Raw genomic sequence first — 22,695 nt, 5'->3', positions numbered from 1 at the left:
ACTCTCGACCGCAAACGAGGCGCTCGCCGGAAATGGCCGCCATCTCCTGTCGGCGGGCGTCTTCGTTCTCGGCACGAGCCGATGCCCCGGCGCGACCTTCGCGGGCCGTGGCGAGCGCCTCGTTTGCGGTCGAGAGTGTGGCCTCTGCCTGGGAGAGTTGGCCTTCCGCCTCGGAGAGTTGCCGCTCTGCCTCGGAGAGTTGGAGAGTGAGCCTCGCGCGGATTCCCTCGCCCTGTTCTATCTCGGAAATCAGCCCCGCAGGTTTGGCGGCAGAGATCGCGCGCTCGGTCTCCAGCTCCTCGCGCCGCCCGGTCATCTCGGCCAGGCGCTTGGCGGCATCGCCGGCACGGGCCTGCCAGGCACGGATATCGCCCTTGAGGCCCGCCAGCCGCTCCTTGCCCGCGGCGATCTGCTGTTCGAGCGCGGCCGAAGCGGCGGTGGCGGATTGCAGGGTGACGCGGGCCGCGTCGTTGCGCGCGCGCGCCGCTTCCAGCGCCGCCCGGCCCGCCGCCGGATCGGGCAGGGTGCTGCGCTTGTCCTCAGCCGCCGTCACTTCCGCCTGGGCCGCAAGGCGTTGATCCGAAAGCTCTTCCTGCGCCCGCGTCAGTTCCGCCTTGCGCTGTTCGAGCCGCGCCCGCGCTGCCTCTGCGGCATCCAATGCCCGCAGTGCCATACGCTCGGCATCCGCAGCGGCAGAGAGCGCGCGTTCCACTTGCGTGAGTTCGCCCTGCACCTCCGAGAGCCTGGCGCGAACCTCTTCCTGCGCGGTCTCGGCAGACAAGACCGCTGCGCGCCGCTCGGGCAGGAGCGCCTGCAACTCCGCCAGCCGGTTCTCGGCCTCAAGCGCAGCGGCTTCTGCGGCCCCTTCGCCCCGCGCGATGAATCCGTCCCAGCGGCGCAAGTGCCCGGCCTTTGTCACCAGCCATTCGCCGGGGACGAGCGCCTGACCTTCGTCGGCATCGACGACGCGAACCAAAGCGAGGCGCGCTGACAGTTCGGGCGGGCACTGGGGGACGTGATGGGCCAGCGAATCCGCAAGTGGCTCAGGCACTTGCGCACCTGTCCAGAAGCGCCCCTCCGCAGTGGCCGGGGCCGCACCCACCGGAGCGGAGGCGTCACGCCCGAGCACGGCGGCCAAGGCGCGCTCGTAGCCTGGAGCAGCGCGGGTTCCGGCAATGGCAGACTGGCCCAAGCCCTTGGCGGAGCGCGCTTTCTCCCGCGCCGCCTTGTCGCGGGCGAGCGCGTCGGCTTCACGCTCGATCCCGGCAAGATCGGCGCGGGCTTGGGCCAACGCATTGCTGGTAGCGTCACGGCGGGCGGACAGGTCTTCGCGCTGGCCGGTGAGGTCCGCGCGGCGTCCCTCGGCAGACGCGATGGCCTCCGCGGCGGCCGCGCGCTTTGCTTCCGCCTCGGCAATCTGCGCAGCCGGATCGGCTTCGCGGGCAAGCGCTTCGGCCTGCTGGGTCAAGCGCGCGGCATCGCCATCGAGCCGGGTCAGCCTTTGGCGCGCAGCGGCGACGGCTGCTTCGGCCACGCGCCATTCGGCATCGATCCCGGCCTGCTCCGCCACACGTTGAGCGAGGGCGACTTCGGCTGCACGGGCGGAACGATCGGCGTCGTCCACGGCTGCGGCCAGCGTGGGGCGACGTTCGCTATCGGCGGCAAGCGAGTCCTCGGCTGCGGTGAGGTCCTGCTCCAGTTTCGCCATCGCGGCGGCGGCATCTTCGGTCAGCCGATCCGCGCTGGCGCGGTCTTCCTCGATCCGGGTCAGCTGGCGATCGATGTCCTTGACCCGCTGCTCAGCCGCTTCGAGCTGCGCCGTGAGCGAGGCCATGCGCTGGCCGTGGGCTGCGGCGTCCTGGCGCCGGTCGAACAGTTCGTCCCGCGCCTCGGCCAAGGCTGCAGCAGCCTTGTGCTGGGCTTTCTGGGCCGCTTGCGCGAGGTCGGTAGCCCGCTTCACTGCTTCCTCGGCCGCGACGGCCTGCTTGCGTGCAGCATCGGCGGCGGCGGCTGCATCGCGCCAGCGGGCGAAGACGAGGCGGGCTTCGGCGAGGCGGATCTTCTCGCTGACGGCGCGATAACGCTCGGCCGCGCGGGCCTGCCGCCTGAGCGTGCCGATCTGGCTTTCGAGGCCTGCCAGCATGTCTTCAAGCCGCGTCAGGTTTGCCTCGGTTGCGCGCAACTTCTGTTCGGCATCGCGGCGCCGCACGTGGAGGCCCGCAATCCCGGCCGCTTCTTCGAGCATCATGCGACGTTCGGCAGGCTTGGCGGCGATTACTGCGGCGATCCGGCCCTGGCTGACCAAGGCCGGGCTGTGCGCGCCAGTTGCTGCGTCAGCAAAGACCAGCGCCACGTCCTTGGCGCGAACGTCCTTTCCGTTGACGCGATAGGCGCTGCCTGCGCCGCGCTCGATGCGGCGGATGACTTCAAGCTCTGCCCCGAATGGCCCGTCAGGATCGGTTTCGGCGGTGAGCAGGACTTCGGCAAAGGACCGGGCCGGGCGGGTTGCGGTCCCGGCAAAGATCACGTCTTCCATGCCGCCGCCGCGCATGGATTTGGGCGAGCTTTCGCCCATGACCCAGCGGATGGCTTCGAGAAGGTTCGACTTGCCGCAGCCGTTGGGGCCAACGACGCCGGTGAGGCCAGGTTCGATGCGCAGTTCGGCAGGTTCGACGAAGCTCTTGAAACCGGAGAGTTTCAAGCGCTTGAATTGCACCGATCAGGCCCCCCGACCCGTCTCGGCCCCCTTAGCGGGCGCCAGCCTTCTGCAGCAGCGGTTCGAGTTCCTGCCAACTGGCAACGCCGGTCTTGCTGCCGTTGAGGAAGAAGGTCGGCGTGCCGGTGATGTCGAACTCCTTGCTCCACTGTTCGTTGGTGGTGGCAAGCTTTGTGGCCTTGGCGCTGTCAGCCAGGCATGACGAGCCCTGAGCGGCCGCAATGCCGCGCGAGGCGAAGAATTCGCTCATGCCGCCGAGCTGGGCAATGCCGGCAAAGCGCTTGTCAGCGGGAAGGTTTTGGATCTGCTGGAAGGCGGCTTCGTCCTTCTGCAGGTTGGTGAACATGTTGGGTTGCCAGGCCCAGAACTGCTCCGACAGCGGAATCACAGCTTCGGGGGCGCCGCACGTGGCCAGCAGCACCGCCGGCATGTCGAGCGCGTTCAGCAGGAACAGGCGCAGTTCATAGGAAACGCGGCCCGATGCGATGTATTCATCGCGCAGCTTGGGGAAGCCCTTTTCCGAAAATTCCGCGCAGTGCGAGCACGACAGCGCGCCGAATTCGATCAGCTTGATCGGGGCGTTGGGATTGCCCATCAGGTAACCGCCTTCGGGCGTGACCGAGAAAGTTTCGGTCCACGACTGGCCGGTAGGCGCAGGAACCTTGGCAATCGGCTCTGCGCTGGCAATCTCGCCTCCGGCAGCGGCGTCCTTCTTGTCACAGGCGGCAAGGCCAAGCGTCAACGGAAGGGTGGCAAGCAGGAGCGCGCGGGCGAGTTTCATCGTCTGGATATTCCCGTTTTCTGGCGGTTTGGAAGGACGCTAGCGGATTGTTGCCGGGGTTTGAAGGGGGTGTGCGGTGGGGTTGTGGATGGCGGTTGATCGAGAGGTCATGGGCCCCGGCCTGCGCCGGGGCGACGGAGATATGAATGGCCTTGTTGCTTGTCGCCCCGGCGCAGGCCGGGGCCCATGAGGCCCGAAATATGAAACTTCCTCAATCCATCCGCGCGAGGATTTGCGGGCGCAGCGAATCCCAGTCATGTGTGCCTGCGAGCAGGATGCCATCGATCATGAAGCTGGGGGTGCCGGTGACGCCGAGCTTCTCGGCAGCGTCATTGGTCCGCTGGGCAAGCTTGTTGGCCAGCGCCTCGTTCGACAGGCAACGGTCCATGGCCTGGCGGTCCATCCCTCGGGCTGCCATGAATTCGTAGAACTTGAAGTCGCTGGCGATGGCGCGGGTGCGGGTGGCGAAGGGGCCGGTTGTCCACCGCTGGCGCTGTGCTGCGGTAGCGTTCGAAAGCGGGCCGATCCACTGCGGCTGCAGGCGCATGAAGGCAGTGTGCAACTGGAAGAAGCGGTTGGCAGGCACGCAATTGGTGATGAGCGCCACGGTCATGTCCACCGGATCGCGCACGAAATTGCGCACTTCAACCGCGCCCTTGCCGGGGGCGATCATGCCGATCTTGAGCTGGCCTTCGGACTCAGTCTCGAAATGCGAGCAGTGCGGGCAGGTGTAGCTGACGAATTCGATCAGGCGCAGCTTGGCGGCGGGGTTGCCGAGCACGTGATGGCCTTCAGCCGTGATGGAGCCGGTGACGGCCCAGTTGAGGCCGCCTGCCGGGCGCGGTGCAGGCTTTTTGGCGGCCTGCCCCGAAGCTCCCGTTGCGACGAGCGCTGCGGCGGCGATTGCTGCTGCTGCAAACTTGCGGATCATCCGATCTTCTTCCCCCCGGTTGCACTATCGAGACTGCGCGCCAGCGATTCCAGCACCGTACGCAGTTCAGGATCGCCGATATCGCGCAGCGAATCCCCCAGTTCCATCGGTATCGGCTTCAGCGAGGGAGGCGCCGCACGCGGTGCTTCCTTGGGCTTTGGTGCCTGAACGGCGCCTTGCCGTATCTTTACCTTGGCTACGGCATTGTAGCCGAAAAAGCGGTTCACCCGGTCAATGATTTCGGGCGTGACGTGTTGGATCAGCGGCGCATGTGCCGGGCTGACGACCAGTTGCAGGATGCCTTCGGATTTCTCGCCCGGGGGAAAGCGGATCGATTCGGGCATGCAGTGGCGCGCATGCCGCTCACCCACGATCTCGGGCCAGCGGGTGACCACGCTGGATTGCACGAAGCCGAAGCGGCGGAAGGCGGTGCGGCCGATGGCGGGCATGAGATCGGCGATCTGGCGCGCTTCGCCGCCCCTGGGGCGCTCGTAGAGCTTGCCCGCCTCGGTCTTGGTGGACCGGGCGCTCTTGCGTTTCGGCGCGTCCGAAGGGGTGCTTTCCATATCGCTTCGCGCCATGCCATAGGTGCGCGATGCAAGCCAGAGAGGAAGCCGCAAAGTCATTCGATCCGGAGGCAATCGCCCCGCTTCTGCTGGCGTGGTACGATGTCAACGCCCGTCGCCTGCCATGGCGACGGTTTCCAGGCGAGGAGCGGCAGGACCCCTACAGGGTCTGGCTGTCCGAAGTGATGTTGCAGCAGACGACCGTGGCGGCGGTGGGGCCATACTATTCCAGATTCACCGAGGTCTGGCCGACGGTGGGAGATCTGGCAGCGGCCGACGATGCCGATGTGATGGCAGCGTGGGCGGGCCTCGGTTATTATGCCCGCGCCCGCAATCTGCTGGCCTGCGCACGGGCCGTGGCGGCGCGCGGCGGGAACTTTCCCGATACCGAGGCGGGCTTGCGCGAATTGCCGGGACTGGGGGAATACACTGCTGCTGCCGTTGCCGCGATCGCGTTCGGGCGCCGCGCAGTGGTGGTCGATGCCAACGTCGAGCGGGTGGTGGCGCGGCTGTTCGCGATCGACGAACCCCTCCCTGCGGGTAAGGCGGCAATCCGTTTTGCGGCGGGGCAGGTGACACCGGAGGAGCGCGCCGGGGACTTTGCGCAAGGGATGATGGATCTGGGCGCGACGATCTGCACGGCAAGGTCTCCGCGCTGCATGCTGTGTCCATTGCGCGAGGGATGCCGTGGTTACGCGCAAGGTTCGCCCGAGCGGCTGCCGGTGAAGGCGGCGAAGAAGGCCAAGCCGGTTCGGACCGGCCGGGTCTATTGGGTGGAGCGCGATGGCAAGGTCCTGCTGGTGCGTCGGCCCGGGCGCGGGATGCTGGGCGGGATGCGGGCGCTTCCGGACGATGGCTGGTCAGCCAATGGCGACGGTCCGGACGGCCTGGAGGGAGAGTGGCGGCCGGGCGGGGTGGTCCGCCATGGCTTCACGCATTTCGATCTCGAATTGCAATTGATGCTTCCGGTTCAGCCGCAAGCGGTTAGTCTGCCGGAGGGAGAATGGTGGCCGGTCGAGACAATCGAGGCTGCCGGATTGCCGACCGTGTTCGCCAAGGCGGCGCGGCTGGCCGTCGCTGGAAGGACAGACTGAGCAATGCAGCAGGTTTCGGTTTCGCGGCGCGGGTTCATCGGGTCGCTCGGTTTGGTCGCCGCAAGCATGGCTCTGCCGCGGATGGCATGGGCGAGCGTCGCGGCGGAGGCGCGCTTTCCCACTGTGACGGGAATGCTCGATGGCTATGTCTCTTCAGGCAAGCTGCCGGGCATGATCGCGGCGCTCGGCTGGGGGTCGAGCGAGGCGCCGATGGATATCGCCCGTGGCACTCTGGCCAAGGGGATGGCGCCAGTGGTGAACATGGACAGCCTGTTCCGCATCTATTCGATGACCAAGCCGATCACCGGCATGGCGGCGATGATGCTGGTGGACGAAGGCAAGCTCCGGCTCGACCAGCCGATTGCCGACCTGCTGCCGGCATTCGGCAAGATGCAGGTGCAGGTCACGCCCGACGGTTCGATGACCGATCTGCGTCCGGCCAAGACGCAGATCACGGTGCGGCACTTGCTGACGCATACGGCGGGGCTTGGCTATTCGATCATCCAGAAGGGGCCGATCAAGGACGCCTACGTCAACGCGGGGCTGGTGCCGGGGCAGGCCAGTCGGATGCGCCTGCCGGGCATGGATTCACCCAAGCCGCTGGGCAGTCTGGCCGAGTTCGCCGACGTTCTGGCAGCGATGCCGCTGGTTTATGAGCCGGGTTCGGTGTGGAGTTACTCGGTTGCGCTCGACCTGATGGGGCGGGTGATCGAAGTGACATCGGGCAAGCCGTTCGACGTGTTTCTGGCCGAGCGGCTGTTCGCCCCCTGCGGCATGACCTCGACCTGGTTCCGCGTGCCCGAGAGCGAAGTGGGGCGGCTGACCACGAACTACGCCGCGGTGGGGGGTGCCTTGCTGCCGATCGATCCAGCCAAGGCTTCGATCTATCTCGATCAGCCGCCCTATCCGTTCGGCGGGGCAGGGCTGGTTTCAAGCCCTCGCGACTATGACCGATTCCTGCGAATGCTGCTGGGCTTCGGGCGGATCGATGGCAGGCAGGTGATGAGCGAGACTGCCGTGCGCCTCGGCACCAGCAATCTCCTGCCGGCAGGCACAGACCTGTCGCAGGCCTTTATCAAGGGCAACGGCTTTGGCGCCGGCGGTTCGGTGGGGCTGGGCGAGGATGCCGGGACCTATGGCTGGGCCGGGGCGGCAGGCACTGTGGGCTTCGTCAATTACCGGGTCGGGCTGCGGGCGGGAGTCTATACTCAATACATGCCGTCAGATGCCTATCCGGTGCACAGGGAATTCGCGAAGGCCGTGCTGGCCGACGTAACGGGGAAGAAGGCCGCAGCCTGATGGACACGACGATTGCATTTGCTGGCGGCGGACTCGACCGCGCCGATCACATTCGTGGCGATGCGGACAAGCTGGGCAGCCTGATGAACTGGCGCGCGCGGCTGCTGCGGCTGGAAGGGATCGATCCGGTGATCGCGCCCGACGGCGGGCTGGATTGGGGCACGCTGGCCGATGCCGATCCAGAGGCGGAACTGGTGTTCCTTGGTCTGAGCGAAGATGGACGCGGCTGTTTTGCACAGGTGACGCCGGCGATCGTCGGAAGCGTTGCACCGCCCAATCCACGGTTGTGGGCGGCGATGGGATCACTCTCGACGGGCGACCTTTCGATCTATGGCGGAGCGCGCAGCCTGGTCGACTGGCATGCGCGGCACCGCTTCTGCGCTCGCTGCGGATCGGCGACGAGGCTGGCCAAGGGCGGCTGGCAACGTACCTGCAGCAACGAGGCATGCAAGAGCGAACACTTTCCGCGTGTCGATCCGGTGACAATCATGACGGTCGAGTGCGAGGGCGAACTGCTGCTCGGCCGTCAGCCACGCTTTCCGCCCCGGCGCTATTCGGCGCTGGCGGGTTTCGTCGAGCCGGGGGAGGGCCTTGAGGACGCGGTTCGCCGCGAGGTGCAGGAAGAGGCAGGGGTGAAGGTAGATGAGGTGCGCTATGTGGCGAGCCAGCCCTGGCCATTCCCTTCGTCGTTGATGATTGCCTGCCACGCCTTCACCACGCAGCGGGAAATCACCATCGACGCGACCGAACTCGATGACGCGCGGTGGTTCACCCGCGAGGAAGTCCGTTATGCGATGAGTGGTGCCGAGGACGGCGCTTTCATTGCGCCGCCGCCGTTCGCCGTGGCGCATCACCTGCTCAAGTGGTGGTTGTCGCAATGAGCGCGCCTGCAAATGTCACGCTCGACATCTGGTCGGACGTGATGTGCCCGTGGTGCGTGATCGGGCTGAAGCAGCTCGACAAGGCGCTGGCCAGCATGGACGGCGAAGTGGATGCGACCGTGCGCTTCCATCCGTTCGAGCTCAACCCCGACATGCCCGAGGAAGGCGAGGAGCAAGCCGCGCATATCCAGCGCAAGTATGGCCGCACGGCAGAGCAGTCGGCAGGCGTGCGCGAAACCTTGCGGCAGGCCGCCGAGCGCGCGGGCTATTCGTTCGATTACACCGGCGAAGGTGATGCTCCACCCGCGATGATGTGGAACACGCGGATGGCGCACCGGCTACTGACCTGGGCCCTGCGTGCTTTCGGGCCGGAGCGTCAGCAGGCGCTCAAACGCGCGCTGTTCGACGCGCACTTTCAGGCGCGGCGCAACGTGTCTGACCCGGAAGTGCTGGCCGAGGTTGCAGAGAGCGTCGGCCTGCCACGGCTTAACGCGCTGCAGGCGATGATCGACCCGCAGATCGATGCGATCGTCACCGCCGAGGAGCGGCAGGCTTGGGACTGGAACGTCACAGGCGTGCCGGCGGTGGTAATCAACGGCAAGTTGATTGTGCCCGGCGCGCAGGAGCCTGAAGTCTACAGCGACCTGATCCGCAAGGTCCTGGCTCGCGAAGCGGCCGGGAAAGCCTAGACCAATCCAAGCTTGGCGAGTTCCGAAGCAATCTGGGCGGGCAGGACTTCGCCCGCTTCTCCGTCACCCAGATCGGGCGGGGCATCTGCTTCTTCGAGATAGCGCCAGCCCTGATGCGCGCGGCGGGGCTTGGGGTGGACATCGATCAGGCGGGTGCTGACGACAATGTTGGTGCGGCCGCCTTCGGCTTCCTCGAAACCGACGATCTCCGATCGCGCGACAAGCTGATGCTTGTGGATCCAGTAAAGCGAGCCGCCGATCATTTCCTCGGCGCGCTTCGGGCGGTTGCGCGTGGTGAGATAGGCAACTTTCGCGCCACCGCGACGGCCGGTGTCCGAGAACCATTCGTGGATCTCGGCCAGTGATTGGGCGCCGTAGGCCACCTTGGTCATGTGCAGGGGCATGAAACTTCTTCCGGATCAGGCAAGGCCGCTCAGCACGGCGAGGCCGAGGAACGAGAAGAAGCCCATGACATCGGTCGCCATGGTCACGAATACGGCCGAAGAGACAGCCGGATCCACCTTGAGCCGATCAAGCGTGACCGGAACAAGAATACCGGCAAGGCCGGCCACAAGGTTGTTGATGACCATCGCCGAGCCAATGACCGCGCCGAGCAGCGGGTTGGCAAACAGGAGGCCCGTGCCCAGCCCGATCAGGATACCCAGCGCAGCGCCGTTGGTGGCCGCGATTCGCAACTCGCGCAGGATCATGCGGATCGTGTTCGAACTGGTCAGCTGATTGGTGGCAATCGCGCGCACGACCACAGCCAGTGTCTGCGTTCCGGCATTGCCGCCCATTCCCGACACGATCGGCATCAGCACCGCGAGCAAGGCAAAGCGGGCGATGGCGCCCTGGAACATGCCGACGACAGAGGCGGCAACCAGCGCCGTGCCGAGGTTCACCACCAGCCAGGTCAGCCGGGTGCGAACGGTGAGCAGGATCGGTTCGTTGATGTCGCCATCGCCGGCACCGGACAGGCGCAGGATGTCCTCGCTCGCCTCTTCCTGAATGATGTGGACGATATCGTCGACGGTGATCTGGCCGACGAGGCGGCCGCTTTCGTCCACCACCGCGGCTGAAATCAGCGCGTACTTCTGGAAGCGCAGCGCGACTTCTTCCTGATCCATCGAGACCGGGATCAGCGTCTGGTCGCGCTTCATCACGTCGGCCAGCGGAACGCTCCGCGGCGCGCGCAGGATCCATGAAAGGCTGCAGGTGCCGACCGGATGATGCTTGTGGTCGACGATGAACACTTCCCAGAATTCGGTGGGCAATTCGTCGTCGCGGCGCAGGTAGTCGATCAGGTCACCGACGGTCATCGCCTCGGGCACCGCGATAAGATCGCGGCTCATCAGGCGGCCGGCGGTTTCTTCCGGATAGGACAGCGCGGATTCGATCGCGGCGCGATCTTCCGGTTCCATCTCGGCCAGGACGGCCTGCTGGTCTTCCTCGTCGAGGTCCTCGATCAGGGCGACGGCGTCGTCCGTCTCCATCTGCTCGGCTAGGTCGGCGACTTCCTCGGGCTCGAGCTCTTCGACCAGCAGTTCGCGGACGTGATCGTTGAGCTCGGCAAGAACCTCGCCGCCCATGAGGTCGTTGATCGCCCGGGCCAGCTTGACGCGGTCATCCTGGTCGATCAGCTCGAAAAGGTCGGCGATATCGGCCGGGTGGAGCGGTTCGACAAGATTGTAGACGGTCTCGTCGTCACCGGCTTCGAGTGCCTCGGCGACGCGGCGGACGAAGCTGGGGCGAAGGGTATTGTCCTCCTCGTCAAGGCTTTCGGAATTGCGCGAGGGTTCGGCCGGCGCGGGCGCATCGTCCACGTCGGGGAGCAGGCTGTCGATGATGTCGTCGTCGCGCTCCATAGGGGCGGGTTACCGGCTGATGCGGCAATTGCAACCAGTCGGCAGACCTATGCGTGACTTTATTTTCGGAAGCCTTATATCGGCGCGCAAACAAGCAAGGATTGCGACTAATGGCTGACGAAAAACTGGTCCTCACGCTCGATTCCGGCGATGTCGTGATCAAGCTGCGTCCCGATCTGGCCCCCGGCCACGTCGAGCGCATCAAGGAACTGGCGAACGAGGGCTTCTACAACGGCGTGAAGTTCCACCGCGTGATTCCGGGCTTCATGGCGCAGGGCGGCTGCCCGCAGGGCACCGGCATGGGCGGTTCGAGCAAGCCAGACCTCAAGGCCGAATTCAACGATGAACCTCACGTCCGCGGCGTGTGCTCGATGGCTCGCACGAGCTATCCGCATTCGGCGAACAGCCAGTTCTTCATCTGCTTTGACGATGCACGCTTCCTCGACAAGCAGTACACCGTGTGGGGCCAGGTCGAGAGCGGCATGGACCTGATCGACGCGCTGCCCAAGGGTGAGCCGCCGGCGAACCCGGGCGTGATCAAGGAAGCGAAGGTCGTCGCTGCCTGATTGGACTGCTGGTCAAGAAAAGAGGGGCGGGGCCTGACGGCTGCCGCCCCTTTTTCATTGGCGCCGTGCTTGTCAATGATTGACTTGAGCCCGCTCATGCTGAGCTTGTCGAAGCATCCGGCGCAATGCCAGCGTCCTTCGACAGGCTCAGGACGAGCGGGTTGGAAATTAAAACTTCAGCCGCCGCACTGCCTCGTCCTGCGCGATCAGCGGCAGGAGGGCGGCCATTTCGGGTCCGTGGTCATGGCCCGTCAGCGCTTGACGCAGCGGCAGGAACAGGGACTTGCCCTTGCGGCCGGTGCTGTCCTTGAGGGCGCTGGTCAATGCGCGCCACGGCTCGGCAGACCAGTCGAGTGTGATGGCAACCTTGGCGGCTTGCGCCAGGTAGGCGCGGGTTTCCTCGTCGAACGCAGGCGCAGTCACCGGTCCGGTCACGACCTGCCACCAGTCCTTCGCCTCGTCGATATGGGCGAGATTGGGGCGGATGGCATCCCAAGCAGTTTGGCCCATGCCTTCGGGCAGAAGATGGTCAACGCGGGCGTATGGCAGGCGGTGAACGATCTGGGCGTTCACGCGGTGGAGGTCGGCTTCGTCGAAGCGGGCCGGTGCGCGGCCGAAGCGGGACAGGTCGAAGTTCTCAGCCAGTGCAGCAGCATCGAGTGACGGATCGACCGGATCGGACGTGCCAAGGCGGGCGAGCAAGGCGACAATTGCCTCCGGTTCGATGCCCTGTTCGCGGAAATCGGCCATCCCCAATGCGCCGAGACGCTTGGACAGCTTGCCCTCGCTTCCGGTCAGCAGCGCTTCATGGGCAAACCGGGGAGGCCGGGCACCAAGAGCGGTAAACATCTGAAGTTGCGTGGCGGTGTTCGAGACGTGATCTTCGCCGCGCAGCACATCGGTAATGCCCATGGCAATGTCGTCGATTGCCGAGGGGAGCATGTAGAGCCAGGAGCCGTCAGCGCGGCGGATCACCGGGTCCGACATCTGCCGCGGATCAAAGTTCTGGGGGCCGCGAATACCGTCTTCCCAGGTAATCGGCTGTTGGTGATCGAGCAGGAAGCGCCAGTGAGGGGTTTCGCCCGCAGCGGCTTTCGCAGCGTGGTCCGCCTCGGTCAGCTTGAGCGCGGCGCGATCGTAAATCGGTGGCAGGCCGCGGCCGAGCAGAATCTTGCGCTTGAGGTCCAGTTCCTGTGCAGTCTCGTAGCAACGGTAGATGCGGCCCGCGTCGACCAGACGCTGGAACTCGCGCTCGTAGAGCTCGGTGCGCAGCGACTGGCGCTCCTCGCCGTCGTAGGTCAGGCCGAGCCAGGCAAGGTCGGCACGGATGGAATCGACATGCTCCTCGCGGCTGCGCTCGGCATCGGTATCGTCGATGCGCAGCAGGAATCGGCCGCCGGTCTTCTTCGCCAGAAGCCAGTTGTGGAGCGCAGTGCGGACGTTGCCGACATGAAGCTTGCCGGTGGGCGAAGGGGCGAAGCGGGTTACCGTGGTCATGCGCGCTGCCCTAGCGCGCCGCTGCTGCAAGGGGAAGGCCGGGGACTCTAGGGTATCAGCGCCACGGCATGGATCGTCGCGTTGTAGAGCGCTTCGTGGCGGTCAGCGCGGACAAAGCCCGCGATGCTTTCCGAGAAGGCTTCCCGCTTGCCCGAGACGGCGGCGCGGGCGAGGGCTGCAAGGGTGGTCTCGTCCGGCGTCATGGCAAGACAACAGGGGCGGTTGACCAGGAACGGTTCGGGCCAGACCTGCTTGATCGTCTGCACCAGTCCGTGGACGGCGCAGGCCGCTTCGATGGAGCGGTAGCGCTGGGCAAGGTCGGGCACGGGATCGCGGCCAGAGGCATCGAACAGTGCACACAGGCGCATCGCCATGGTCACGTGCAGGCCCTTCAGCGACAGGCCGCGCACGTCCTGTGGGCGGGCCATGCTGTCGATCAGGGCGGAGTAGCGGGTGGAGGACTGGCCTGCAGGCATTGCACATCCTTTCTTGCGAACGATTCGCAAGTTAACATGAGCTTGGCTCAGGTCAATGCGAATCGTTCGCAACTATTCCCTAGTCGCCGCTACGCGGTGGGATCGCCAGCGAAGGGCCATGCCAACGATTGACAGCAGCATGCCGGCAAGCATGAAAGCAAGCATCAGTGGCTCGTCTTGGGCGGACTTGAGCGCGGGCACCCCGAGCAGCACGACGCTGACGCTCGACACCAGATAGCCGCTTCCCTTGAGGCGGGAGCTTTTGCGCATTCGTGAATATTCCCAGATAGTTGAATGACAAAACAACTACGGGATGGAGGATGTCAGGTTCCGGTTCGGAAACCGTGGGTTATCGGATAACGCCGGTCACGCCCATAATTGCGCGCGCCCAGCTTGACGCCGGGGGGAGCTTGGCGCCGCTTGTATTCAGCGATGTTGAGCAGCCGTTCGATGCGGCTGACGGTCGCTCGGTCATGCCCTTCGGCCACGATCTGGTCGACACTCTTCTCGTTCTCCACCAGCCCCTGCAGGATCGCGTCTAGCACGTCGTAAGGCGGGAGTGAGTCCGAATCCTTCTGGTCGGGGCGCAACTCGGCGCTTGGTGGCTTGGTGATGATCCGCTGCGGCATGACCGGGCCATCAGGACCAAGGCCAATCTTCGGGCGATGTGCGTTGCGCCATTCGGAGACGGCAAAGACCGTGGTCTTGTAGGCGTCCTTCAGCGGGTTGTAGCCGCCGTTCATGTCGCCATAGATCGTGGCGTAGCCGACGCTCATTTCGCTCTTGTTGCCGGTGGTGACCAGCATCGGGCCGAACTTGTTCGACAGTGCCATCAGGGTCACGCCACGAATGCGCGACTGGATGTTCTCTTCGGTAAGGTCGGGCTGCTTGCCGGTGAACACCGGGGCGAGCATGCCGTCAAAGGCATCGACAGCCGGAGCGATCGGCACAGTGTCGAGCCGGACGCCGAGCATTTGCGCGCAACCCGCAGCGTCGTCGAGGCTCTCCTGCGAAGTGTAGCGGCTTGGCAGCATGACGCACCACACGCGATCGGGGCCAAGAGCATCGACGGCAATGGCCGCGCAGATCGCCGAATCGATCCCGCCCGACAGCCCAAGGACAACGCCGGGGAAGCGGTTCTTGTTTACATAGTCGCGCAGGGCCATGACCATGGCGCAGTAGATGTCTTCGGGATGCTCGGCGAGTTCGTGATCGACGCCGGGGTCGCAGCGCCAGCGCGAACCGGAGCCGACAGCGGTCTGGGTCCAGACGGTGGTGACGACGGATTCTTCCCAGTCCGGCATCTGCACCCACAGCGCGCCTTCGGGGCCGACGACGAAGCTCGCCCCATCGAACACGATCTCGTCCTGCCCGCCGACGCGGTTAAGGTAGGCCAGCGGGATGCCGGTATCGATCGCGCGGCGCTTGGCCACGCCGTCGATCCGCAGCACGTCCTTATCGATCTCGTAAGGGCTGCCGTTGATGCAGATGAACATTTCGGCGCCGAGGTCGGCGAGGTGGCGGCAAACGTCGGGGTGCCAGATATCCTCGCAGATCGGCAAGCCCAGCATCGCGCCCTTGAACAGCACGGGCTCCGGCAAGGGGCCGGGCATGAAATAGCGCTTTTCGTCAAACGTGCCGTAATTGGGCAATTCGTACTTGAAGCGGGTGGCTGCGATGCGACCGCCTTCGAGCAGGGCGACGCCATTGTGGAGGTCACCATCGCGGACGAAAACCGAGCCCACGAGCATGGCGGGGCCGCCATCTGCAGTGACCTTGGCCAGCTTTTCGAGTTCGGTGGCAGCTCGCTCGATCAGGGCCGGCTTCATGATCAGGTCTTCCGGCGGATAGCCGATCAGCATCAGTTCCGGATAGACGATCAGGTCCGATTCCGGGTTGCTCTCCCGCACGGCAAGCATAGCCGCGACATTGGCGGCAAGATCCCCAACCGACTGGTTGAGTTGGGCGAGGGTGATGCGAAGCGTATCGGCCATGGCCCAACTCCTAAGGGACTGTTCGCTGGGCGGCAACGCCCATGGCTGCCAAGAGTTGCAAAGCTGTCATCATGGGCTAAGGGCGCGTTGGGGATCGAATCCGAGGGAATCGCACGCAATGAAGATCATGGCCGGCAACTCCAACCTGCCGCTCGCCCGCGCCATTTCGGCCTATCTCGAAATGCCGCTGACCGACGCCAGCGTGCGCCGCTTCGCTGACGAGGAAGTTTTCGTGGAAATCCACGAGAACGTCCGTGGCGAGGACGTCTTCGTCGTCCAGTCCACCGCCTACCCGGCGAACGACAACCTGATGGAACTGCTGATCTGCATCGACGCGCTTCGCCGTGCTTCGGCAAAGCGCATCACGGCGGTTGTCCCCTACTTCGGCTATGCCCGCCAGGACCGCAAGCCCGGGCCGCGTACGCCGATCTCGGCCAAGCTCGTTGCCAACCTGATCACGCAGGCAGGCGCCGATCGCGTGCTGGCGGTGGACCTCCACGCCGGCCAGATCCAAGGCTTCTTCGACATCCCGACCGACAACCTGTTTGCGGCCCCGGTGATGGCAGCCGACATCCAGACCCGCTACGGTACGCAGGAACTGATGGTAGTGTCGCCCGACGTCGGCGGTGTGGTCCGTGCACGTTCGCTGGCCAAGCGCCTGAACAACGCGCCGCTCGCCATCGTCGACAAGCGCCGCGACCGCCCCGGCCAGTCCGAAGTCATGAACATCATCGGCGACGTCAAGGGCCGCATGTGCATCCTGATTGACGACATCATCGATTCGGGCGGTACGCTCTGCAACGCAGCGCAGGCACTGATGGACGAAGGCGCGGCGGGCGTCTCGGCCTACATTACCCACGGCGTGCTTTCGGGCGGCGCAGTGGCGCGCGTCAGCAATTCCGCGCTCAAGGAACTGGTGATCACCGACACGATCATGCCGACCGAAGCGACCGCCGCTTCCGACCGCATCCGCGTGCTGACGATTGCCCCGCTGATCGGCGAGGCCGTGCGCCGCATTGCCGACGAAAGCTCGGTTTCCAGCCTGTTCGACTGATCCTGCCGCAAGTCAGCCGTTTTTCAGGCGCTCCAGCCATGCGCGAGCCTGCTTCGGCTCGCCCACAGCGTTGGCCGGAGGCTTGCCGCGGGAAGCCATGAACTCGTCGTGGAGGGTGAACGGCTCCATGAACAAGGCCTCGCGCGCCTCAGCGATCTCGTCGGCAATCTCGGTGAGGTTGTCGAAAATCGGTGCAGTGGCGGCACGCATTATCTTGTCCGCGTTGTGATCGAACAGGCCCCACTTGCCCGCCGCGGTCACTTCAAGCGCTTGGATCAGCGCAGCGCGATAGTCCGCTTCCATTTCGGAGCGGCGTTTGTCGAGACGTTCGAGACGGTCAGCCCTGGCCATGCCTGAGCCTAGGTGGTGAAGCGGAAGCGCGCAATGCTGGTCACTCCCAGGGCTTGACCTCGCCGGGTTCCAGCCTGCGTATTTCCTCCAGCCTGCGGGCCTGCCGTGTTTCAAGGCCCAACGTCATAAGTGGCTGAGGGCGGTCGACGAACTGGCGCGGGCTCATCCCGAACAGAGCGGTGAATTCGCGTATCAGGTGGCTCTGGTCATAATAGCGCAAGGCAATAGCCTCGGCCTCTTCTTGATCTGCCACGCCGCGCAGGTGACTCGCCATGTCGAGCGCGCGGGCACGCCGCAAGACCTGCTTGGGTGGCATGCCGAAGTCGCGGTGAGCTATCCTTTCCAGCCGACGCTGCGTCACGCCCAGCTTTTCGGCAAGCCGTGCAACGCTGATCGTGGGATCGGCAAATGCGGCGGCCTCGAAGTGGGCTGAAATCGGATCCGGCTCGCGCACGGCGCGATCAGCGATCAGGCTGCGCATCTCGCATTCCATGGCCTTGACCCAGTCTTCCGGCGACGCATCAGGATCGAACAGGTCTAGCCAGCGCTGTTCCGGCATCCCCAGATCGGCGAAAGTGGCCAGCCTGTCTGTCAGCGTGGCAATGTCCGGGCCCCGCAGCGCATGACAGACGCCAGGTCGCAGGAAGATGCCGATGCTGACGAAGCTGCCGGTGACGCTGATCGGCATCCGACGAGAATGTGGACCGAACAGCATTGCCGCTTGCTCGGAAGTGCGCAAGCCATCCGCCGTGGTGGCCTCCCACTTGCCGCGCAACTGAATGCGGATGCACGCGAAATCGCTCAACAGTCCACAGTCCAGGCGATGTTCGGGCGGGGTCCCGACGATGGTGACGTAGAGCCTTCCAATCCAGCGATCGAGGTCGGGAGCCGGGGCCCGGCTGTAGGAAATCGGTTGGCCATCGCGCGTGGCGATCGGCGAAACTATCGCGCGATCAACGCCCGGCCTGTTGCTGCGACTCATCTAGCGTGCCCCCAAGACAATCGGTGCATGAAGGTCTAGCGCCCCAAAAACCTTTCATGCGTGCGGTTTGTCACGCCTTCCTTAAAATTGCGCAGGCACATTTGTCCAATGCCGATTCTGGTCTTGCGGGTTGACCGTATTGGTTGAAAGCAGGCAGAGCCGGGGGATGAAGCTTGAAAACGACATCGCCCTTGCCATGCGTCTCGCCGACGCGGCGGCGGAGGCCATTCGCCCGCACTTCCGCACAGTAGCCGCCGAGCGGAAGGGCGACGCTACGCCGGTAACCCTGGCTGACCGTGCGGCCGAAGAGGCCATGCGGCGCATCTTGACGGCAGAGGTGCCGCGCGACACCATCATTGGCGAGGAATTCGGTTCGACCGCCGGTTCGTCGGGTCGGAGCTGGGTGCTTGATCCGATCGACGGAACAGCGGGTTTCCTGGCCGGCCGTCCGATCTTCGGCACATTGATCGCGCTGGTGGTCGAAGGGTTTCCGGTGCTCGGCGTGCTGGACCAGCCCATCACCGGGGAGCGCTGGGTCGGTGCCATGGGCAAGCGGACTACGCTTAACGGCAAACCGGTGCAGACGCGAATCTGTCGTGAACTGTCGGAAGCCACGCTGGCGACGACCGGGCCGCATTATTTCGACGACCACGATGGCGGGCACTTCATGGGCCTTGCTGCGAAAACCGATCACAGGCGCATGGTGATGGGTGGCGATTGCTACAACTACGCCATGCTCGCCACGGGGCAGCTCGACGTTGTCTGTGAGGCGAACCTCAAGCTTCACGACTGGGCCGCGCTGGTGCCAATTGTCGAAGGTGCCGGTGGCACGATGGCCGACTGGAATGGCGATCCCTTGCACGCAGGTTCCGACGGCCACGTCATCGCACTGGGAGATCCGGCACGGCTGGAGGACGTGGTGGAGGCGTTGGCTTGCGCGCACTGAGCTGGCCGATGATCCCGTCCGCCCCTCAGCGCGAGTTGCCGGGCGAGCGCGAAAGTTCCATCAACTCGTAGCGCTCTCCTATTGAGGGCAGGACCGGCAGTAGCGGCAGGCAATCGGATGGCTCGATCCAATAGTCTGTCAGATGCGGCACCTGATCGCTCCAGCGGATCGTGTAGCGCAGGGCTCCAGCTATCGAACAAGAGGCAAAGATCTTCTTCAGCGCACCAGTAGCTGTACCTCCGACAGTTCGATGACCGGTATCTCCCAAGGGTGCGCAGCCATGAGCGCATCGAGTGCGGGCGCGAGGTCTGCGTCCGCATCGGCGTAGGTCGTAATGATCGCGGTCGGCGAGAGGGGGCGCTCGCCCGCACTTCCCATCGTCGGCTTGGCGTCCGGCCCGGGCTGGAAGCTTTCCCATCCCGGCGATATCTCGCAAACGCCATTGTAGAGCTTGAAGTCACCCAAGGGATTGTCGGCGCGGATCACGGCGAGCATGGCAGCTGCGGCGGGGTCGCGTTCGATCGCGTCGCCCTCGCCATTGAGCAATGCAGTGAGTGTCAGGGCAGAAATCGGGCAGTGGATCTTCACTGCAACGGCGCGGCGGCGGCTGGCGCTCAAAGCCCTGCCTTCAGCATCCAGTCGTGGAACAGGCGCACCGGCCGCGATTGCAGCGCCCGCGGGCGGCATACGAACCAGTACGAATAGGGACTGTCGACATCGATATCGTAAAGCCGGGCGAGGCGGGAATCATGGCTGCGATGGTAATGGTCATCGTGCATGATCGCGATGCCAAGACCCTGCGCCGCTGCCTCGAGGATCAGCTGACCGGAATCGAAGTGATCGATCGCGGCCGGTTCGAGTTTTTCGAGGTGTAGCGCTTTCTTCCATGCCTCGAAGCTGGCGGGAAGGTCATTATGTACAAGGAAGGTTTGCTTGGAGAGCTTGGCTATATCGGGACGCTCGCCAAGCTCGGCGGCCAATTCGCGCGAAGTTATCGCGTGGACCCGGTTGTGATCAAGGCGCACCGAATGCAGAGAGGCGTCCGGCCCTTCCGAAAGGACGATGGCGGCATCGATGGTGTCGCCAAGCTTGGTCTCGGCGGCGTGGCCTGAATCGATATCGATGTGCAACTGCGGATGAAGCTTGCGCAGTTCGCCGAGGCGCGGAAACAGGCGCTGGCTGCCGAACAGCGGCAGGACGCCAAGCCGCAGGCGCATGACCTTGCCGGTATCGATCAGTCGATCGACGCGGTCTGCCATCTCGTCGATCAGCGGAGCAACGGCATCGTAAAGCTGCTGGCCTTCTTCAGTGAGCTTCAGCGCCTGATGCTTGCGTTCGAACAGCGGCTTGCCGATGAAATCCTCAAGCGCGCCGAGACGACGCGACAGGGCCGAAGGACTTAGCGCAAGTTCCGCGGCCGCCGTCTTGGCCGAGCCTGCGCGCACGACGCGAATGAACGCCTCGAGCGAACGCAGTGGGGGCAGGCGGCGGATCATCTCTTCGTCCTATTCTTCTTCGGCCAGCACTGCCTGTGGCGCATGCAGCCTGAGGCGGGTGAGGCGCCGTTCATCGCCTCCGGTCACTTCAAGCCGCCAACCACTGGCATGTTCAAGCACGCGACCGACAGGCGGCACTTCGCCTGCCAATACCACGGCCAGACCGCCGAGCGTATCCACGTCTTCCTCCACTTCCGCAAGCCTTGGATCGACGGTGTCCGCGACGTCATCCAGTTCTGCCCGCGCATCGGCATCCCAGGTATCAGGATCGATCCTGCGGAGCAGTTCTTCGGGCGCATCGTCGTGTTCGTCCTCGATCTCGCCGATGATTTCCTCGACCAGGTCTTCGATGGTGATGATGCCATCTGTGCCCGAATACTCGTCGATCACCACTGCAAGATGCGTACGGCGGCTGCGCATGTCGGCCAATACGTCAAGTGCGCCCCTGGCCTGCGGCACGAACAGAGGCTGTCGCATCAGGCTCGTCCAGTCCTTGGGCGGCTGCTTGTTCGACAGCATCATGCCAGCGATGATGACGAAAACGTCCTTCACGTGGATCATGCCGACGATCTCGTCGAGCGATTCGCCATAGACGGGCAGGCGGCTGTGGCCGTGCTCGGCAAAGGACGCGACCATCTCCTCGAACGTCGCCGAGGCTGGCACGGCGATGATCTCGCCGCGCGGAATGGCTACGTCATCGGCGTCGTGCTCGCTGAAGTGAAGCAGGTTGCGCAGCATCTGGCGCTCGAGCGGAACAAGGTCGCCGTTGCCGTTGCTGCTGTTATCCTGATGGACCTCGCCCTCGTGCTCGTCGATCGCTTCCTCGATCTGTGCGCGCAGCGATTGATCGTGGTCCGGACCTCTGAAGAAGGCCCTGATCGCGCGCCACAGGGCGCGACTACTGCTACTGTCTCCGTCTCCCGACCGGCTGTCGCCGGCGGAGCCATTGCCCTCGGGCACTGTCGTATTCCCTCACTTGTTCAGTCTTCGACCGCATATGGGTCGGCAATGCCCATCAGCGCAAGCGCCTTCCGCTCCAGATTCTCCATTTCCTCGGCTTCGGCCTCACCCAGTTCGTGGTCGTAGCCGGCAAGATGGAGCAGGCCATGAACTACCAGATGGGTGGCATGGACCTCTACCGACACGCCCTTTTCCGCCGCTTCGCGCGTGCACACCCCGTGCGCAAGGATCAGGTCGCCGAGCATTCCAGGCGCGTCGGTATCCCGCGCTGCATGAAGGACTTCCTCGCGACTCAACATCGGGAAGGACAGGACATTGGTCGGCTTGTCCTTGGCGCGCCACTGCTTGTTGAGCGCGTGAACTTCCTCGTCATCGGCCATGACGAGGCTGACCAGCAGGTTCTCGTGCGCCAGTTCGCCGGCGATCTGCGCCGTGGCTTCAGCGGCGCGATTGGCGAGGTCCTCCCAATCGGTTTCCTCGCCCCAGACCGGATCGATGTCGATTTCAAGGATTGGCGCGCTCAAGCGTCCTTCCCTTCATATGCCTCGACAATGCGTCCGACGATTGGATGGCGCACCACGTCGGCGGTATTGAAGCGCACCGTTGCGATGCCTTCGACCCCTTCGAGACGCTGTACCGCGTCGTTCAGGCCGCTGGCGCCGACACCGCCGGGCAAGTCGACCTGCTTGGGGTCACCGCAGATCACCATGCGGCTATTCTGGCCAAAGCGGGTGAGGAACATCTTCATTTGTGCAGGCGTGGTGTTCTGCGCTTCGTCGAGGATGACGAAGGCATCCGCGAGCGTGCGCCCTCGCATGAAGGCGATGGGCGCGATCTCGATTTCGCCGCTCGCAATGCGGCGCTCGACCTGTTCGGGCGGCATGCAATCGTACAGCGCGTCATAGAGCGGACGAAGGTAGGGGTCGACCTTCTCCTTCATGTCGCCGGGCAGGAAGCCGAGGCGTTCGCCGGCTTCCACAGCCGGGCGTGACAGGATCAGGCGTTGTACTGAACCGGAGATCAGTTGCGCTACGGCCTGCGCTACGGCGAGGTAGGTCTTGCCGGTACCCGCCGGACCGAGCGCGAAGATCACGTCGTGGCTGATCAACGCCTTCATGTAGTCGATCTGCGTCGGACTGCGCGGAATGATGGTTTTCTTGCGCGTGCGGATCATGATCGGCGGCGCACCACCCGGCGCCCCGGTGATGATGCCCTCAAGTGTCGGCTCGACGCTCATCGCGATCAGCGATTCGACCGCGCCGGAATCAAGTTCCTGCCCCGACAGCAGCCGTTGATGCATGCCCTTCAGCACGTCGCGCGCTCGGGCGACAGCGTCGTCGGGCCCTTCGATCAGCACGCGGTTGCCGCGCGCCGAAATGTAAACTCCCAGCCGATTCTCGATCTGCACGAGATTGGTGTCGAATTGGCCGAACAGGGCGCCAAGCACGGTCTGCTCGTCAAACTCGACCTCGACCCGGGCACGGCGATGCTGTGTTTCCGGGCGATGATGCGCCTCGTCGGCGCGATGGGGTTTACGGGCCATGAGCTCCT

Annotated in this window: 25 protein-coding genes; 7 read left to right on the top strand and 18 right to left on the bottom strand. The window is 64.7% G+C overall.

Annotated features, from left to right (window positions below; all coding sequences use genetic code 11):
- The 4 genes from AX703_RS02160 to AX703_RS02145 all read right to left on the bottom strand — a co-directional run.
- Window positions 1-2,716 (bottom strand): AAA family ATPase (locus tag AX703_RS02160; RefSeq protein ID WP_062342336.1); only part of this gene is annotated, 2,716 nt, incomplete at its 3' end.
- Between the two features lie 31 nt (window positions 2,717-2,747).
- Complete coding sequence (locus tag AX703_RS02155) at window positions 2,748-3,497, bottom strand: thioredoxin domain-containing protein (protein WP_062342327.1); 750 nt, start codon at window positions 3,495-3,497, stop codon at window positions 2,748-2,750.
- 211 nt (window positions 3,498-3,708) lie between these two features.
- On the bottom strand, window positions 3,709-4,428 hold the full coding sequence (locus AX703_RS02150; protein WP_039332717.1) for a thioredoxin domain-containing protein: 720 nt from the start codon (window positions 4,426-4,428) through the stop codon (window positions 3,709-3,711).
- The gene (locus tag AX703_RS02145) at window positions 4,425-4,994 is read right to left on the bottom strand and encodes a DUF721 domain-containing protein (protein WP_039332920.1); all 570 of its coding nucleotides are present in this window, start codon (window positions 4,992-4,994) and stop codon (window positions 4,425-4,427) included. Before AX703_RS02145 ends, AX703_RS02150 begins: the two co-directional genes overlap by 4 nt.
- A 29-nt stretch (window positions 4,995-5,023) precedes the next feature.
- Between AX703_RS02145 and AX703_RS02140 the strand changes: the two genes are divergently transcribed.
- Genes AX703_RS02140 through AX703_RS02125 form a run of 4 tightly spaced genes read left to right on the top strand, consistent with a single transcriptional unit; the run spans window position 5,024 to window position 8,957 of the window.
- Window positions 5,024-6,088: an A/G-specific adenine glycosylase gene (locus AX703_RS02140; protein ID WP_062342325.1), complete on the top strand. Its 1,065-nt coding sequence runs from the start codon at window positions 5,024-5,026 to the stop codon at window positions 6,086-6,088.
- Window positions 6,089-6,091: 3 nt separating this feature from the next.
- Window positions 6,092-7,387 carry a serine hydrolase gene (locus AX703_RS02135; protein ID WP_062342323.1) on the top strand — a complete coding sequence of 432 codons (1,296 nt, stop codon included), beginning with the start codon at window positions 6,092-6,094 and terminating at the stop codon, window positions 7,385-7,387.
- A complete protein-coding gene (nudC, locus tag AX703_RS02130) occupies window positions 7,387-8,268 on the top strand; it encodes an NAD(+) diphosphatase (protein ID WP_174544594.1) in 882 nt (293 codons plus the stop codon). Before AX703_RS02135 ends, nudC begins: the two co-directional genes overlap by 1 nt.
- Window positions 8,265-8,957 (top strand): DsbA family oxidoreductase, encoded by a 693-nt coding sequence (locus tag AX703_RS02125; RefSeq protein WP_039332723.1) that lies wholly within the window; start codon window positions 8,265-8,267, stop codon window positions 8,955-8,957. The genes nudC and AX703_RS02125 overlap by 4 nt, the downstream gene beginning before the upstream one ends.
- Here the strand turns inward: AX703_RS02125 and AX703_RS02120 are convergent.
- Both AX703_RS02120 and mgtE read right to left on the bottom strand, forming a co-directional pair.
- Window positions 8,954-9,361, bottom strand: coding sequence for a DUF1489 domain-containing protein (locus AX703_RS02120; RefSeq protein WP_062342321.1), 408 nt, complete (start codon window positions 9,359-9,361; stop codon window positions 8,954-8,956). The genes AX703_RS02125 and AX703_RS02120 overlap by 4 nt on opposite strands.
- Window positions 9,362-9,376: 15 nt before the next feature.
- On the bottom strand, window positions 9,377-10,822 hold the full coding sequence (gene mgtE / locus AX703_RS02115) for a magnesium transporter (protein ID WP_039332727.1): 1,446 nt from the start codon (window positions 10,820-10,822) through the stop codon (window positions 9,377-9,379).
- Between the two features lie 110 nt (window positions 10,823-10,932).
- On the opposite strand from mgtE, the gene AX703_RS02110 reads away from it, so the two are divergent.
- Entirely contained in the window at window positions 10,933-11,388 is a 456-nt protein-coding gene (locus AX703_RS02110; protein ID WP_039332729.1) for a peptidylprolyl isomerase, read from the top strand.
- A 168-nt stretch (window positions 11,389-11,556) separates the two neighbouring features.
- Here AX703_RS02110 and gltX read toward each other — a convergent pair whose 3' ends face one another.
- From gltX to AX703_RS02090, 4 genes are all read right to left on the bottom strand, one after another.
- Entirely contained in the window at window positions 11,557-12,885 is a 1,329-nt protein-coding gene (gene gltX / locus AX703_RS02105; protein ID WP_062342320.1) for a glutamate--tRNA ligase, read from the bottom strand.
- Window positions 12,886-12,932: 47 nt separating this feature from the next.
- Entirely contained in the window at window positions 12,933-13,361 is a 429-nt protein-coding gene (locus AX703_RS02100; RefSeq protein ID WP_062342318.1) for a hypothetical protein, read from the bottom strand.
- 72 nt (window positions 13,362-13,433) lie between these two features.
- The gene (locus AX703_RS02095) at window positions 13,434-13,631 is read right to left on the bottom strand and encodes a hypothetical protein (RefSeq protein ID WP_039332734.1); all 198 of its coding nucleotides are present in this window, start codon (window positions 13,629-13,631) and stop codon (window positions 13,434-13,436) included.
- A 53-nt stretch (window positions 13,632-13,684) separates the two neighbouring features.
- Window positions 13,685-15,355, bottom strand: a complete 1,671-nt coding sequence (locus tag AX703_RS02090; RefSeq protein ID WP_062342315.1) for an NAD+ synthase — start codon at window positions 15,353-15,355, stop codon at window positions 13,685-13,687.
- 118 nt (window positions 15,356-15,473) lie between these two features.
- On the opposite strand from AX703_RS02090, the gene AX703_RS02085 reads away from it, so the two are divergent.
- Window positions 15,474-16,409, top strand: a complete 936-nt coding sequence (locus AX703_RS02085; RefSeq protein ID WP_039332738.1) for a ribose-phosphate pyrophosphokinase — start codon at window positions 15,474-15,476, stop codon at window positions 16,407-16,409.
- Between the two features lie 12 nt (window positions 16,410-16,421).
- Here the strand turns inward: AX703_RS02085 and AX703_RS02080 are convergent, their stop codons facing one another.
- Both AX703_RS02080 and AX703_RS02075 read right to left on the bottom strand, forming a co-directional pair.
- Window positions 16,422-16,760: a hypothetical protein gene (locus AX703_RS02080; RefSeq protein ID WP_062342313.1), complete on the bottom strand. Its 339-nt coding sequence runs from the start codon at window positions 16,758-16,760 to the stop codon at window positions 16,422-16,424.
- Between the two features lie 40 nt (window positions 16,761-16,800).
- On the bottom strand, window positions 16,801-17,742 hold the full coding sequence (locus tag AX703_RS02075) for a helix-turn-helix domain-containing protein (protein WP_062342311.1): 942 nt from the start codon (window positions 17,740-17,742) through the stop codon (window positions 16,801-16,803).
- Window positions 17,743-17,908: 166 nt separating this feature from the next.
- On the opposite strand from AX703_RS02075, the gene AX703_RS02070 reads away from it, so the two are divergent.
- Window positions 17,909-18,688 carry an inositol monophosphatase family protein gene (locus tag AX703_RS02070; protein ID WP_062342308.1) on the top strand — a complete coding sequence of 260 codons (780 nt, stop codon included), beginning with the start codon at window positions 17,909-17,911 and terminating at the stop codon, window positions 18,686-18,688.
- A gap of 25 nt (window positions 18,689-18,713) precedes the next feature.
- Here AX703_RS02070 and AX703_RS28625 read toward each other — a convergent pair whose 3' ends face one another.
- From AX703_RS28625 to AX703_RS02045, 6 genes are all read right to left on the bottom strand, one after another.
- Entirely contained in the window at window positions 18,714-18,839 is a 126-nt protein-coding gene (locus AX703_RS28625; protein WP_255355015.1) for a hypothetical protein, read from the bottom strand.
- Between the two features lie 65 nt (window positions 18,840-18,904).
- Complete coding sequence (locus AX703_RS02065; RefSeq protein WP_062342306.1) at window positions 18,905-19,306, bottom strand: hypothetical protein; 402 nt, start codon at window positions 19,304-19,306, stop codon at window positions 18,905-18,907.
- On the bottom strand, window positions 19,303-20,184 hold the full coding sequence (locus tag AX703_RS02060) for a LysR substrate-binding domain-containing protein (RefSeq protein WP_052242137.1): 882 nt from the start codon (window positions 20,182-20,184) through the stop codon (window positions 19,303-19,305). The genes AX703_RS02065 and AX703_RS02060 overlap by 4 nt, the downstream gene beginning before the upstream one ends.
- Window positions 20,185-20,193: 9 nt before the next feature.
- Window positions 20,194-21,144 carry a CBS domain-containing protein gene (locus AX703_RS02055; protein ID WP_062342305.1) on the bottom strand — a complete coding sequence of 317 codons (951 nt, stop codon included), beginning with the start codon at window positions 21,142-21,144 and terminating at the stop codon, window positions 20,194-20,196.
- A gap of 20 nt (window positions 21,145-21,164) precedes the next feature.
- Window positions 21,165-21,668 (bottom strand): rRNA maturation RNase YbeY, encoded by a 504-nt coding sequence (gene ybeY / locus AX703_RS02050; protein WP_039332751.1) that lies wholly within the window; start codon window positions 21,666-21,668, stop codon window positions 21,165-21,167.
- Complete coding sequence (locus AX703_RS02045; RefSeq protein WP_039332754.1) at window positions 21,665-22,687, bottom strand: PhoH family protein; 1,023 nt, start codon at window positions 22,685-22,687, stop codon at window positions 21,665-21,667. The genes ybeY and AX703_RS02045 overlap by 4 nt, the downstream gene beginning before the upstream one ends.
- Window positions 22,688-22,695 lie beyond the last annotated feature (8 nt).

Source organism: Novosphingobium sp. CCH12-A3 (assembly GCF_001556015.1).
Classification (GTDB): Bacteria; Pseudomonadota; Alphaproteobacteria; order Sphingomonadales; family Sphingomonadaceae; genus Novosphingobium; species Novosphingobium subterraneum.
The sequence above is the reverse complement of the archived record's forward strand: the minus strand, read 5'-3'. Positions and strand labels throughout refer to the sequence as shown.